General features: G+C 72.8%; 10 protein-coding genes and 1 pseudogene. 4 read left to right on the forward strand and 7 right to left on the reverse strand.

Annotated elements, in window-relative coordinates; genetic code table 11:
- Positions 1 to 120: 120 nt before the first annotated feature.
- The 3 genes from AB0F38_RS14495 to AB0F38_RS14505 all read right to left on the reverse strand — a co-directional run bounded on the left by AB0F38_RS14495 (position 121) and on the right by AB0F38_RS14505 (position 2,360).
- Positions 121 to 552: a (4Fe-4S)-binding protein gene (locus tag AB0F38_RS14495; RefSeq protein WP_361891831.1), complete on the reverse strand. Its 432-nt coding sequence runs from the start codon at positions 550 to 552 to the stop codon at positions 121 to 123.
- A 282-nt stretch (positions 553 to 834) separates the two neighbouring features.
- Positions 835 to 1,236, reverse strand: a complete 402-nt coding sequence (locus AB0F38_RS14500) for a RidA family protein (RefSeq protein WP_361891833.1) — start codon at positions 1,234 to 1,236, stop codon at positions 835 to 837.
- Positions 1,233 to 2,360, reverse strand: a complete 1,128-nt coding sequence (locus AB0F38_RS14505; RefSeq protein ID WP_361891836.1) for an acyl-CoA dehydrogenase — start codon at positions 2,358 to 2,360, stop codon at positions 1,233 to 1,235. The genes AB0F38_RS14500 and AB0F38_RS14505 overlap by 4 nt, the downstream gene beginning before the upstream one ends.
- Positions 2,361 to 2,473: 113 nt before the next feature.
- Between AB0F38_RS14505 and AB0F38_RS14510 the strand changes: the two genes are divergently transcribed.
- The 3 genes and pseudogenes from AB0F38_RS14510 to AB0F38_RS14520 all read left to right on the forward strand — a co-directional run.
- The gene (locus AB0F38_RS14510) at positions 2,474 to 4,093 is read left to right on the forward strand and encodes an AMP-binding protein (RefSeq protein WP_361891838.1); all 1,620 of its coding nucleotides are present in this window, start codon (positions 2,474 to 2,476) and stop codon (positions 4,091 to 4,093) included.
- Positions 4,094 to 4,097: 4 nt separating this feature from the next.
- A complete protein-coding gene (locus AB0F38_RS14515) occupies positions 4,098 to 4,922 on the forward strand; it encodes a PaaX family transcriptional regulator C-terminal domain-containing protein (protein ID WP_361891841.1) in 825 nt (274 codons plus the stop codon).
- A 45-nt stretch (positions 4,923 to 4,967) separates the two neighbouring features.
- Positions 4,968 to 5,783, forward strand: a pseudogene (locus tag AB0F38_RS14520) (GNAT family N-acetyltransferase); the annotation flags it as partial.
- A gap of 448 nt (positions 5,784 to 6,231) precedes the next feature.
- On the opposite strand, the gene AB0F38_RS14525 reads toward AB0F38_RS14520, so the two are convergent.
- On the reverse strand, positions 6,232 to 8,529 hold the full coding sequence (locus AB0F38_RS14525) for a bifunctional salicylyl-CoA 5-hydroxylase/oxidoreductase (protein ID WP_361891844.1): 2,298 nt from the start codon (positions 8,527 to 8,529) through the stop codon (positions 6,232 to 6,234).
- Positions 8,530 to 8,533: 4 nt separating this feature from the next.
- Positions 8,534 to 9,361, reverse strand: a complete 828-nt coding sequence (locus tag AB0F38_RS14530) for an enoyl-CoA hydratase family protein (protein WP_361891847.1) — start codon at positions 9,359 to 9,361, stop codon at positions 8,534 to 8,536.
- 324 nt (positions 9,362 to 9,685) lie between these two features.
- Between AB0F38_RS14530 and AB0F38_RS14535 the strand changes: the two genes are divergently transcribed.
- Positions 9,686 to 10,147, forward strand: a complete 462-nt coding sequence (locus AB0F38_RS14535) for an ATP-binding protein (protein WP_361891849.1) — start codon at positions 9,686 to 9,688, stop codon at positions 10,145 to 10,147.
- Here AB0F38_RS14535 and AB0F38_RS14540 read toward each other — a convergent pair.
- Positions 10,098 to 11,573 (reverse strand): amino acid permease, encoded by a 1,476-nt coding sequence (locus AB0F38_RS14540; RefSeq protein WP_361891852.1) that lies wholly within the window; start codon positions 11,571 to 11,573, stop codon positions 10,098 to 10,100. The two genes, AB0F38_RS14535 and AB0F38_RS14540, sit on opposite strands and share 50 nt — an antisense overlap.
- A 222-nt stretch (positions 11,574 to 11,795) precedes the next feature.
- Entirely contained in the window at positions 11,796 to 12,797 is a 1,002-nt protein-coding gene (gene argF / locus AB0F38_RS14545) for an ornithine carbamoyltransferase (protein ID WP_361891855.1), read from the reverse strand.
- Positions 12,798 to 12,830: the final 33 nt, after the last annotated feature.

Here is a 12,830-nt window from a genome sequence, read left to right on the forward strand (position 1 = left end):
GGGCACCGAATACAGATATATCGCCCGGCCCCGTTCACCCGTCCGGCGCGCCGCGCGCCCCTCCGGCCGCTGTTTCCCGCCGGTTCGGACCCGACGGGGCCGGGTCGCCGATGAGCCGGTTCACACGTGGCGGGCGCAGGCTCCGCTGTGGTCGCAGAACGGCACGTTCCCGGTCCTGCCGCAACCGCAGACCATCACCCGGGTCTCCTGGCGAGGGCCTTCCGGCGTGGCCACCTCCAGGTCCCCGCGCACATGGACGACCCCGTCGGCGTGCAGGGAGACATGCGTCGGCAGGTCGGGGACCTCGTCGGCCATCCCGTCGGTGCGGTGGTAGCGGAGCGCCCCGCTCGGGCAGCGGTGGATGACGTCGGCCACGTCGTCGGCCGGGGCGTTCCGGGGCATGATCCACGGCCTGCGTCCCACCTGGAAGACGTCCGGCAGCCCGTGGACGCACTCCGCGGCATGGAGGCAGCGGTGCGCGTCGTAGCTCACGGTGATGCCGTCACCCTCGTACGACCTGGTCGCGGGGTGCGGGGGCGGTTCGCTGGTCACCGCGGTCCCTCCCTCTGCGGGCCGGTGCTGGATACCTGCCCCTCCAGGCTGACCCCGGAGCAGGCCGGCCGCTACTCGAGCGGATCGGCCTGCGCCGTTCCCCGGATCCATGTGTCCGACTTCTCATCGGTCTTGACCGGTCACCGGCCGGCATCCCCTGCGCTCGCGCGCGTCACGGGCGGACCGGCTCGACACCCATGTCGTGGCGGACAGCCCCGCTCCCCGGACGGACCGGCCGCCCCGGCCGCGTCACGCCGCACCGCGCCCCCGTCGAGCCGTTTCTCAGTCGAGCACCGCGATGCCGTCGAGCTCGACCATGGCCTGCTCGTCCCAGAGCCGGGCCGCTCCGATCACCGCCATCGCCGGGTACTCGCGCCCCGCGAGCCGGCGCCAGATCTCGCCCAGTTCGGGGGCGTGGGCGCGGTAGTCGGCCACATCGGTGGCGTACACGGTGACCCGGGCCAGGGCCGCCGGGGCGCCGCCCGCCGCGCGCAGGGCGGTGAGCAGATTACCGAGCGCCGTCTCGAACTGCTCGGGCAGGGTGGCGCCGACGACCTTCCCGTCCCCGTCCAGGGCCGTCTGGCCGGCCAGGAAGACCAGCCGGCCGCCGGTCGCGGTCACGGCGTGCGAGAAGCCGGCGGGCGGGGCGAGTTCGGTGGGGTTGATCCGGATGATGGGGTTCATGCGGTCGTCTCCTGGGTCGCGTACAGCTCCTTGGCGATGATGGTGCGCTGTACCTCGGTGGCGCCCTCGTAGATCCGGGGCGCGCGGACCTCGCGGTAGAGGTGCTCGAGCAGATGGCCGCGGCGCAGCGCGCGTGCGCCGTGCAGCTGGACGGCCGCGTCGACGACGTACTGGGCGGTCTCGGTGGCGTACAGCTTGGCCATGGCGGCGCGCCCGGGCACGCCGGGCTCGCCCGCGTCGTGGGCCGCGGCGGCGGCGTACACCAGGAGGCGGGCGGCCTCGGTGCGGGTGGCCATCTCGGCGACCTGGTGGGAGACGGCCTGCAGATCCTTGAGCGGGCCACCGAACGCGGTGCGGTGCGCCGTGTGCTCCAGGGTGGCGTCGAGGGCGGCGCGCGCCATGCCCACGGCGAACGCGCCGACGCTGGGCCGGAAGAGGTTCAGGGTGTCCATGGCGACCCGGAAGCCCCGGTCCGTCTCCCCGAGGACGTCCTGCGCGGTGACGGGTACGCCGTCGAAGTCCAGGGTGCCGATGGGGTGCGGGGAGAGCATGTCCAGGGCCGTGCCGCTGAGCCCCGGGCGGTCGGCGGGGACGAGGAAGGCGGTGACGCCGCGGGCTCCGGCGCCTTCGGTCGTGCGGGCGAAGACGGTGTAGAAGTCGGCCTCCGGGGCGTTGGAGATCCAGCACTTCTCGCCGGTCAGCCGCCAGCCGTCCGGGGTGCGGCGGGCGGCGAGGGTGAGGGCCGCCGCGTCCGACCCGGCGCCCGGCTCGCTGAGTGCGAACGCGGCGACGGCGCGGCCCGCGCGCACCTCGGGAAGCCAGCGTCCGCGCTGGGCCGGGGTGCCCGCCTGGACGACGGGGTACGTGCCCAGGCCCTGCAGGGCGAGTGCCGTCTCTGCCTCGGTGCAGCCGCGCGCCAGCGATTCGCGCAGCAGGCACAGGTCCAGCGCACCGGAGCGCAGCATCCGGTCCAGCAGGCCGTGCTCGCCGAGTGCGGCGAGCAGCGGGCGGTCGACCCGGCCGGGGGCACCCTTCTCCGCCAGCGGGCGCAGTTGCTCCCGGGCAAGTGCGTACAGCTCGTCACACCAGGCGGTCTGACCGGGTTCGAGCGAGAATGCCGTCATACCGGCGCCTCTCTTGTCGCGACGTATCGCTGACTCGTTGCGGACTTATCGCGGACCGTTGACTACCGTCACCCAAACGATACGCTCCAAGGGCGACAAGGGGGCGTTGCTTCATGAAGCCGTCAGATACCGCGAGTGCGCACACCGACACGTTCGCGCGCGACCATCTCCCACCCGCCGGCCAGTGGCCCGAGCTGGTCTTCGACCTGCCCGAGCTGCGGTATCCGGACCGTCTGAACTGCGGTTACGAGCTCCTCGACCGGACCGCCGACCGGCTCGGCGCCGACCGCCCCGCCTTCCGCACCGCCGACGGCGGCGTCTGGAGCTACGGGGAGCTGCGGGACCGGGTGGACCGGATCGCCCACGTGCTGACCACCGATCTGGGTGTCGTCCCCGGCAACCGGGTCCTGCTGCGCGGCCCCACCACCCCCTGGCTCGCCGCCTGTTGGCTCGCGGTGATGAAAGCGGGTGCGGTCGCCGTGACGGTGCTGGCCCAGCAGCGGCCGGCGGAGCTCGCCACGGTCTGCTCGCTCGCCCGGGTCGGCCACGCGCTGTGCGACCTCAGGTCCGTCGACGACCTGGAGAGGGCGCGGGTGCCCGGACTGCGGATCACCCCGTACGGCGGCGGCTCCCCCGACGACCTGACGACGCTCGCCGCGGCCCGGCCGGGGCCGTACCCGGCGGTGGACACCGCCGCCGACGACGTCGCGCTCATCGCCTTCACCTCGGGCACCACCGGACGGCCCAAGGGCTGCGCGCACGTCCACCGCGACGTACTGGCCGTCGCCGACACCTTCGCCCGCCACATCCTGCGGCCGGTCCCGGAGGACGTGTTCACGGGCAGTCCGCCGCTGGGCTTCACGTTCGGCCTCGGCGGTCTGCTGATCTTCCCGCTGCGGGCCGGCGCCTCGGCGCTGCTGCTGGAACAGGCCGGGCCCGGACAGCTGCTGTCCGCCCTCGCCGCCCACCGGGTCTCGGTGCTGTTCACCGCGCCGACCGCGTACCGCCTGATGCTCGACGCCCTCGACGGCCACGACCTCTCCGCCCTGCGGCGCTGCGTCTCGGCCGGGGAGAACCTGCCCGCCGCGACCTGGCACTCCTGGTACGAGCGGACGGGTCTGCGCATCATCAACGGCATCGGCGCCACCGAACTGCTGCACATCTTCATCTCGGCGGCCGACGACGCCATCCGCCCGGGCACGACCGGCATCCCCGTACCGGGCTGGCGGGCACGGGTGGTGGACGACGCCGGCGAGGAGCTGCCCGACGGTGAACCCGGCCTGCTGGCGGTGCGCGGCCCGGTCGGCTGCCGCTACCTCGCCGACGATCGCCAGCGCACCTACGTGCGCCACGGCTGGAACATCACCGGCGACACGTACGTCCGTGAGGCCGACGGATACTTCCGCTACGTCGCCCGCGCCGACGACATGATCATCTCGTCCGGTTACAACATCGCCGGCCCCGAGGTCGAGGAGGCGCTCCTGCGCCACCCCGACGTGGTGGAGGCGGCCGTGGTGGGCAGGGAGGACGAGCTGCGTGGCCAGATCGTGGCGGCGTACGTGGTGCTCCGCCCGGGCGCCGAGCGGTCCGCCGACGCCCTGCGCGGGTACATGAAGTCCGAGCTGGCTCCGCACAAGTGCCCGCGCCTCTTCGTATTCCTGCCCGCGCTCCCCCGGACGGCGACCGGGAAGCTCCAGCGCTTCCGGCTGCGCGGCACGGGCGCTCTAGAGTGATCGCGTGGCCGAGCACACCCCCCGTTCCCTGATCGTCACCCTCTACGGCGCGTACGGGCGTTCCCCGGGCAACGCGCCCCTGGCGGTGTCCGAGCTGATCCGGCTGCTGCAGGCCGTCGGCGTCGACGCCCCGTCCGTGCGCTCCTCCGTCTCCCGGCTCAAGCGCCGCGAGCTGCTGGTGCCCGCCCGGACGGCGGACGGCGCGGCCGGGTACGCGCTGTCGCCCGACGCCCGTCAGCTGCTGGACGACGGCGACCGGCGGATCTACCGGCATCCGGCACCCCGGCTCCAGGACGGCTGGGTGCTCGCCGTGTTCTCCGTGCCGGAGGCCGAGCGCCACAAGCGGCACCTGCTGCGGTCCCGGCTCGGCCGCCTCGGCTTCGGCACGGCGGCGCCCGGGGTGTGGATCGCCCCTGCCGGGCTCTACGAGGAGACCCGGCACACCCTGGAGCGGCTGGAACTCGCCCCGTACGTCGAGCTGTTCCGCGGGGAGCACCTCGGCTTCGCCGCGACGCGGGAGTCCGTGGCGCGCTGGTGGGACCTGGACGCGGTCGCCCGGCTCCATCTGGACTTCCTGGCGCAGCGGGAACCCGTGCTGCGGTCCTGGGAGGCACGGCCGGCCGGGACGGTGCCGGATCCGGAGGAGGCGTACCGGGACTACCTCCCGGCACTGGATTCCTGGCGGCGGCTGCCGTACGCGGATCCTGGGCTGCCCGAGGAACTGCTGCCGAAGGACTGGCCGGGGGCCCGTTCGGCGGAGGTGTTCGGCCTGCTGCACACCCGGCTGCGGGACGCCGGGGCGCTGTTCGTTCACCCGCGGGCCACCTGATGAAACCCGGATGCCCGCCGGCCGGTCGAACCGGCACGATGAGGCATGACCTGGACCTTCACCGATGACGTCGATGTTTTCCTGGACGCGGCCGGGGCCTCACTGGCCGCGCGGCCCGTCGAGAACACCCTGGTGCTGACCGTCACCGAGACGCTGCGGCGCGGCGGCCCGCACGCGTACGGCGAGGGCACCCCGGTGCTCGGCTGGTGGCGCGGGGACGGCGGCGAGGTCGCGGGGACGCTGGTGCGGACTCCGCCGTATCCGCCGCTGCTGGGCACGGTGGCCCCGGAGGCGGTCGCCCCGCTGATCGAGGTCCTCCCGATGAGCGGGGTCGACGCGGACCGCGCCACGGCCGTCGCCCTAGCCGCGCACTGGCCCGGCCATCGCGTCGAGCAGGAGCAACGGCTGTACCGTCTGGGCGAGTTGACCCCACCTTCGCCGGCCCCCACCGGTCGGCCCCGTGCCGCGACAGGCGCCGACCGGACCCTGTTGGTGGACTGGCATCGGGCGTTCGCCGGACAGGTCGGCCAGCCCGGCACGCATGCCGGGCGGCTCGTCGACGAGCGGACGACGGACGGCGGGCTGACGCTCTGGGAGGACGCGGGGGCGCCCGTGTCGATGGCCGGGGTCTCCCGCCGGATCGCGGGCACGGTCCGGGTGGCGACCGTCTACACACCGCCGGAGCACCGGGGGCGGGGGTACGCGGCGGCGGTGACCGCCGAGGTGAGCCGGGCGGCGCGGGCGGCGGGCGTGCGGGAGGTGCTGCTGTTCGCCGACCTCGCGAACCCGACGAGCAACGGCGTGTACCGGCGCATCGGTTACGAGCCGGTATCCGACCGGCTGTTCATCACCGCGGAGCCCCAAGTGACGGACGGGGACGGGGATGCGCCCCGGGGGCAGGTCTGGCTCGTGGCCGCGAACGTGGTGCGGTGGCGGCGGTACGGGGACGGCGGACAGGAGCTGCGGCCGGGCACCAAGTCCTATCGGGGCGGCTCGAAGGTGCATGTGATCGCGACGTATCCGGGAACGGCCCACGAGCAGCTGACCACGATCGGGCGAGGACGCCACACGGGCACGTACATCACGATCGACATGGCGACGCGCAACCTGCACACCTTCCGCGCCGTGCCGGTCCACAGCCCGACCGTGCTGCGGCTGTGCGACGAGGCCGGCGTGGGCGGCTGCCTGTCGGGCCGGGAGGACGCGGACGAACTGGCCGCCCTGCTCGGACGGCTGGCGGCCCAGTACCGCACCACCTCGTGGGGCGCGCCTCATCCGCTGCCCTGCCGCTGCCATGAGTGTCTGACGCTCAGCCCAGGGTGAGCCGGGGCCTGGGCGCGTCGGTGCGGCCCGTCGGCGGGGTGCGGCTGCCCGCGCGGTACGGGAGGGGCCAAGGGGCGCCCGGACCCTCGTAGCCCTGTTCGGCGGCGGCGTGCAGGGTCCAGTGCGGGTCGTACAGGTGGGGGCGGGCCAGGGCGCAGAGGTCGGCGCGGCCGGCGAGGAGCAGCGAATTGACGTCGTCCCAGGAGGAGATGGCGCCGACCGCGATGACGGGGATGCCCAGGGCGTTGCGGATCCGGTCGGCGTACGGGGTCTGGTAGGAGCGGCCGTACTCGGGGCGTTCGTCCGGGACGACCTGGCCGGTGGAGACGTCGATGGCGTCGGCGCCGTGTGCGGCGAAGGCGCGGGCGGTCCCGAGGGCGTCCTCGGGGCTCGTGCCGCCCTCGGCCCAGTCGGTCGCGGAGATCCGGACGGTCATGGGCCGGTCCTCGGGCCAGACCTCGCGGACCGCGTCGAAGACCTCCAGGGGGAAGCGGAGGCGGTTCTCCAGCGGTCCGCCGTAGGCGTCGGTGCGCCGGTTGGTGAGCGGGGAGAGGAAACCGGAGAGCAGATAGCCGTGCGCGCAGTGCAGTTCGAGGAGGTCGAATCCGCAGCGGGCCGCCCGGCGGGCGGCGTCGGTGAACTGCGCGCGGACGGCGTCGAGCCCGCCCCGGTCCAGGGCGTACGGGATCTGGCTGACCCCCGGCACGTACGGGACCGCGGAGGCGGCGCCCACGGGCCAGTTACCCTCGTCCAGCGGCTGGTCGATGCCGTCCCACATCAGTCTCGTGGAGCCCTTGCGGCCGGAGTGGCCGAGCTGGACGCCGATCGCCGCGCCGGGGGCGGAGTCGTGGACAAAGCGGGTGATCCTGGTCCAGGCCGCTTCCTGTCCGTCGGTCCACAGGCCGGCGCAGCCGGGGGTGATGCGGCCTTCGGGGCTCACGCACACCATCTCGGTCATGGTGAGACCGGCACCGCCCAGTGCGCGGGCGCCGAGGTGGACGAGGTGGAAGTCGCCCGGCATCCCGTCGGCTGCGGAGTACATGTCCATGGGCGAGACGACGACGCGGTTGCGCAGTTCGAGGCCGCGCAGCCTCAGCGGCGTGAACATCGGCGGAGTGCCCGGAGGGCAGCCGAAGTCCTGCTCGACGGCCCCGGTGAAGCCGGGGTCGCGCAGCCGGAGATTGCCGTGGGTGACACGGCGGCTGCGGGTGAGGAGGTTGAACGCGAACCTCCGGGGCGGCTGGTCCACGTACTGCGGAAGATCCTCGAACCAGCGCAGGCTCGCCGCCGCCGCACGCTGGGTGGACAGGACGACCGGGCGGCGCTCCTCCTCGTACGCGGCGAGGGCAGTGGGCAGGTCGGGCTGTTCCTCGATGCAGGCGGCCAGCGCGAGGGCGTCCTCGACGGCGAGCTTGGTGCCGGAGCCGATGGAGAAGTGGGCGGTGTGGGCGGCGTCGCCGATGAGGACCGTGTTGCCGTGCGACCAGCGGGAGTTGGTGACCGTGGCGAAGGTGAGCCAGCAGGAGTTGTTGGAGCGCAGCGGACGGCCGCCGAGGGCGCCCGCGAAGACCTCGGCGCAGCGTTCGATGGCCTCGGCGGTGTCGCAAGTGTCGAGTCCGGCCGCCCGCCAGACCTCTTCGCGCGCCTCGACGATGACGGTGGAGGCGCCGGGCGAGAAAGGGTAGGCGTGCAGCTGCATCACGCCGTGCTCGGTCTCGGCGGTCTCGAAGCGGAAGGCGTCGAACGCGAAATCAGCGGCGAGCCAGATGTAGCGGTTGCGGTGGGTGGTGATCCGGGGGCCGAATTCGGCGGCGTGGGCCTCGCGGGTGGCGCTGTGCACCCCGTCGGCGGCAATCACCAGGTCGTGGCGGGCGGCGAGCTCGGCGGCGGGCGGGGCCACGGTCCGAAAGCGCAGACGTACGCCGAGGGATTCACAGCGCGCGTGCAGGATCCGCAGCAGCCTTCGGCGGCCGAGGGCGGCGAAGCCGTGGCCGCCCGAGGTCTGGACGGCGCCCCGGTGGACGACGTCGATGGTGTCCCAGCGGACGAACTCGTCCCGCAGCGCCCGGTACACGACGGGGTCGGCGTGCTCGATGCCGCCGAGTGTCTCGTCGGACAGGACCACGCCGAAGCCGAACGTGTCGTCGGGTGCGTTGCGCTCCCAGACGGTGACCTCACGGCGAGGGTCGAGCCGCTTGAGGAGGGCCGCGGCGTAGAGCCCGCCGGGTCCGCCGCCGATGACCGCGATCCGCCTGGTGCCCGGCCCCGGGCCGAAGGAGGGCATCGCGCTACCGGCCTTGCCACTTCGGCGGCCGTTTCTCGGTGAAGGCGGCATGGAATTCGGCGTAGTCCTCGCCGGTCATCAGGAGGGCCTGGGTGGCGGCGTCCATCTCCACGGAGGCGGCCAGCGGCATGTCGAGCTCGGCGGTGAGCAGCGCCTTCGTCCGGGCGAGGGCGAGGGCGGGACCGTCGGCCAGCCGGCGGGCGAGCGCCGCGGCCTGCGCGTCGGCCCGTCCCTCCTCGGCGAGCTCGCTGATCAGCCCGATGCGTTCCGCCTCGGGGGCGCGGACGGGTTCGCCGAGCATCAGGAGCCGGGTGGCGTGGCCGAGGCCGACGACACGGGGCAGCAGGTAGGCGGCGCCCATGTCGCCGCCGGAGAGGCCGACCCGGGTGAAGAGGAAGGCGAAGCGGGCGGACGGGTCGGCGACGCGGAAGTCCGCGGCGAGGGCGAGCACGGCTCCGGCCCCCGCGGCGACCCCGTGCACGGCGGCGACGACGGGGAAGGGGCATTCCCGCAGCGCCCGGACGACCAGGCCGGTCATCCGGTTGAAGTCCAGGAGCTGCGCGGTGTCCATCGCGAGCGTGGCGCCGATGATCTCGTCGACGTCGCCGCCCGAGCAGAATCCGCGTCCCTCCCCGGCGAGCACGAGCGCGCGCACGGCGCCTTCCCGGGAGAGCTCGGCCAGGAGGTCACGCAGGTCGGCGTAGGCGCCGAACGTGAGCGCGTTGAGCTTCTCGGGGCGGGCGAGGGTGACGGTCGCCACACCGTCGTCCATCGTCAGGCGCAGGTGCTGCCAGCGCTCCGTGTGCGGGGCGGAGCCGGTGAACGGGCTCATGGAAGGGTCCCCTCCAGCCGTCGGGCTGCTGCTGATCCGCTTCGAAGTTATCACTCATGCGTGACTTCCGTCATGAGAGCGCGATAAGCGGTGCGCGGGGCCGATGTGGCGAAGGTCCCCTTTGCACCGGTCGGCCGACCCTATGTCTGAGGCGCTGCACTTCGTATGGTTGGGCGCAGGAAGTCCTGATACGGGACTCCTGGTGCAGCCGTCCCCCCGCTACCGCGGTCCCGGGACACCGGTCCTGGAACAACGGTCCGGGAACCGCGGACCCGGAACACGAGTCCCGTACAGGAAGTCCCGCTCCCGAACGGAAATCCCACCTTGCCGCCCGACGCCCCCGCTCCCCCGCCCGTACCCGCCTCCTGGCGCATCGCCCTGCCGCACTCCACGGCCGCGGTGCCGATCGCCCGCGCCATCGTCCGGACGGCACTGGCGGACATCGAGGCGCGGGCGGACAGCGATACCGCCGAGCTCCTCACCGCCGAACTGGTCGCGAACGCCGTGGAGCACACGGACGGCTCCGAGCCCATCGAGCTGGTGGTCGAGCTCATGGCGACCTTCTGCCAGGTGGAGGTCCACGATCGCGACCCGGACCCGCCCGGCGACCTGTCCCGCCCCGGCCCCGGGAGCGAGCCCGACCCCTGGCAGGAGCACGGCCGCGGTCTGCTCCTGATCCGCACCCTCAGCTCCGCGTGCGGACACCGCACCACGGAGCACGGCAAGGCGGTCTGGTTCACCCTGCCCTCGATCCCGGAGCAGCCGGGCCCGTCCCCGCAGAGCTGACCAGCCGCGACCTGCCGCGCCCGTAACCGGCGTAGACGAGCGCGCCGACGGCCAGGAAGACCACGAACTGCACCCAGGTCGTCCAGCCGGTCCCGTACATCAGATACACGCAGAACGCGATGCCCAGCACCGGGCTGAGCGGGTACAGCGGCACCCGGAAGGAACGCTTCAGTTCCGGGTCGCGGCGGCGCAGCGCGATCACCGCGATGTTCACGACCGCCATGATGGCGAGGGTCCCGATGGTCGTCAGGTTCACGACGACGTCGAGCGACGAGAAGGCGGCGGGAAGCGCGAAGAGGGCCGCCACGATCCAGGTGTTCGCCACAGGGGTACGGGTCCGCGGCGAGACGCGCTCGAAGACCCGCGGAATCAGCCCGTCGCGGGACATCGACATCAGGATCCGGGTCTGGCCGTACATCACCGCGAGCACCACGGAGGCGATCGCGACGACCGCGCCGAACGCGATGATTCCGCCGCCGACGGTCGAGTCGGTGACCTGGTTGACGACCAGCGAGAGCGCCGCCGGCTTGTCGGACACGGCGTCCGCGCCCAGGGCGCCGATGGCCCCGAGGGCGACCGCGCAGTAGAGCAGTGTGACGATACCGATGCAGATCATGATCGCGGCGGGGATGTTCCGCCGGGGGTTCCTGACCTCCTCGCCCGCGGTGGTGATGGCGTCGAAGCCGATGTACGAGAAGAACGCCACCGAGGCACCGGCGGTGACCCCGGCCACGCCCTGGGTGGCGAACGGCGAGAGGTTCTGGTCCTCGTACGCGGTGAAGGCGATCGCGCAGAACGCGACGAGGATGCCGATCTTCAGGACGGCCATCGCCGCCGTGGCACCCGCGCTCTCCCTGATCCCGCGTACCAGCAGCGTGGCGGCCATCATGATCACGACGATCGCCGGCAGGTTGATGAAGCCTCCGTCGGCGGGTCCGGACGAGACCGCCGCGGGCAGCTCCCAGCCGACGACGCTGTTCAGCAGCTCGTTGACGTACTGGCTCCAGCCGACCGCGACCGCGGAGACGGACACGCCGTACTCCAGCAACAGGCACCATCCCACGAGGAACGCGATGCGCTCGCCGAGCGTGGCGTAGGCGAAGGAGTACGAGCTGCCGGACACCGGAATGGCACCGCCGAGCTCCGCGAAGGAGAAGGCGGTGAAGATGCAGGTGATCGCGGCGAGGACGAAGGAGACCACCACGGCGGGTCCCGCCTCGGCGACGCTGTCGGACAGGCCCACGAAGATGCCGGTACCGACGATCGCACCCACGCCGAAACAGACGAGCTGGAACAGCCCCATGGTGCGCCGCAGGCCGTGCCCTTCCAGGTCGGCGCCGGATTCGGCGACCAGCAGGTCGGGGCTCTTGATGCGCGCCCGGTTCGCGCGTGACGGGCTCGCAGGGGCGTGGGGGGCCGGACTCATGGGGGGACGTTCTCTTCTCTGGTGGAGCGAGCGGGGGAGCCTGTGGGGGACTCGGGCCCGAGGGTGCGGTCCCGCCCGTGGGAAGGGCGCGGCCTGCGCCGGTGAGGGGGCGCGCATGAGAACGGGGTTCGGGCATGCGAGCCCGAACCCCACCAAGTGGCCTCATCATAGCCAGGAGCGCGCATGTACACCCCATAGGCGCAATCCGCTGCGATCTGCCCGCTACCCGGCCATGGTCGCCACAAGGACGGCCTTGATGGTGTGCATCCGGTTCTCCGCCTCGTCGAAGACCACCGAGTGCGCGGACTCGAAGACCTCGTCGGTGACCTCCAGCGCCGTCAGCCCGTGCCGCGCGTGGATGTCGCGGCCCACCTTCGTGCCGAGGTCGTGGAAGGCCGGGAGGCAGTGCAGGAACTTCACGTCGTCGTTGCCGGTGGCCCGCAGGACGTCCATGGTCACGGCGTAACCCGCGAGGGCGGTGATGCGCTCGTCCCACACCTCCTTGGGCTCCCCCATGGAGACCCAGACGTCGGTGGCGACGAAGTCGGCGCCCAGGACGCCCTCGGCGATGTCCTCGGTGAGCGTGATGCGCGCGCCGCTCGACTCCGCGAGCCGGTGGGCCCGGTCCACGACCTCCCGCGCCGGCCAGTAGGCCGTCGGCGCGACGATCCGGACGTCCATGCCGAGCAGCGCACCCGTGATCAGGTAGGAGTTGCCCATGTTGAACCGGGCGTCGCCGAGGTAGGCGAAGGTGACCTCCTCCAGCGGTTTCGCGCTGTGCTCGGTCATCGTGAGGACATCGGCGAGCATCTGGGTCGGGTGCCAGTCGTCCGTGAGTCCGTTGAAGACGGGGACCCCGCCGTAAGCCGCCAGCTCCTCGACGGCCCGCTGACTGTCGCCCCGGTACTCGATGCCGTCGAACATCCGGCCGAGCACCCGCGCGGTGTCCTTCACCGACTCCTTGTGTCCCATCTGGGAGCCGGAGGGATCGAGGTACGTCGTGGACGCCCCCTGGTCCGCGGCGGCCACCTCGAAGGCGCAGCGGGTGCGGGTCGAGGTCTTCTCGAAGATCAGGGCGATGTTCTTGCCGGTCAGCCGCCGCACCTCCTCGCCCGCCTTCTTCGCGGCCTTGAGCTCGGCGGCCAGAGCGATCAGGCCGCGGAACTCCTCGGCCGTGAAGTCCAGCTCCTTGAGGAAGTGGCGGCCTACGAGGTCTATGGCCATGGTGACTGCTCCTGGGTCGGGCTGCGGGCATGC

Origin of the sequence: Streptomyces sp. NPDC025273, from assembly GCF_040638585.1 — a bacterium.
In the GTDB taxonomy this organism is placed as follows: Bacteria; Actinomycetota; Actinomycetes; order Streptomycetales; family Streptomycetaceae; genus Streptomyces; species Streptomyces cinereorectus.

What these genes read in the sequence shown, in the direction of transcription:
- argF (WP_361891855.1), bottom strand. Translation starts at nt 12,797, where the DNA reads ATGGCCATAGACCTCGTAGGCCGCCACTTCCTCAAGGAGCTGGACTTC.
- AB0F38_RS14505 (WP_361891836.1), bottom strand. Translation starts at nt 2,360, where the DNA reads ATGACGGCATTCTCGCTCGAACCCGGTCAGACCGCCTGGTGTGACGAG.
- AB0F38_RS14525 (WP_361891844.1), bottom strand. Translation starts at nt 8,529, where the DNA reads ATGCCCTCCTTCGGCCCGGGGCCGGGCACCAGGCGGATCGCGGTCATC.
- AB0F38_RS14500 (WP_361891833.1), bottom strand. Translation starts at nt 1,236, where the DNA reads ATGAACCCCATCATCCGGATCAACCCCACCGAACTCGCCCCGCCCGCC.
- AB0F38_RS14540 (WP_361891852.1), bottom strand. Translation starts at nt 11,573, where the DNA reads ATGAGTCCGGCCCCCCACGCCCCTGCGAGCCCGTCACGCGCGAACCGG.
- AB0F38_RS14510 (WP_361891838.1), top strand. Translation starts at nt 2,474, where the DNA reads ATGAAGCCGTCAGATACCGCGAGTGCGCACACCGACACGTTCGCGCGC.
- AB0F38_RS14530 (WP_361891847.1), bottom strand. Translation starts at nt 9,361, where the DNA reads ATGAGCCCGTTCACCGGCTCCGCCCCGCACACGGAGCGCTGGCAGCAC.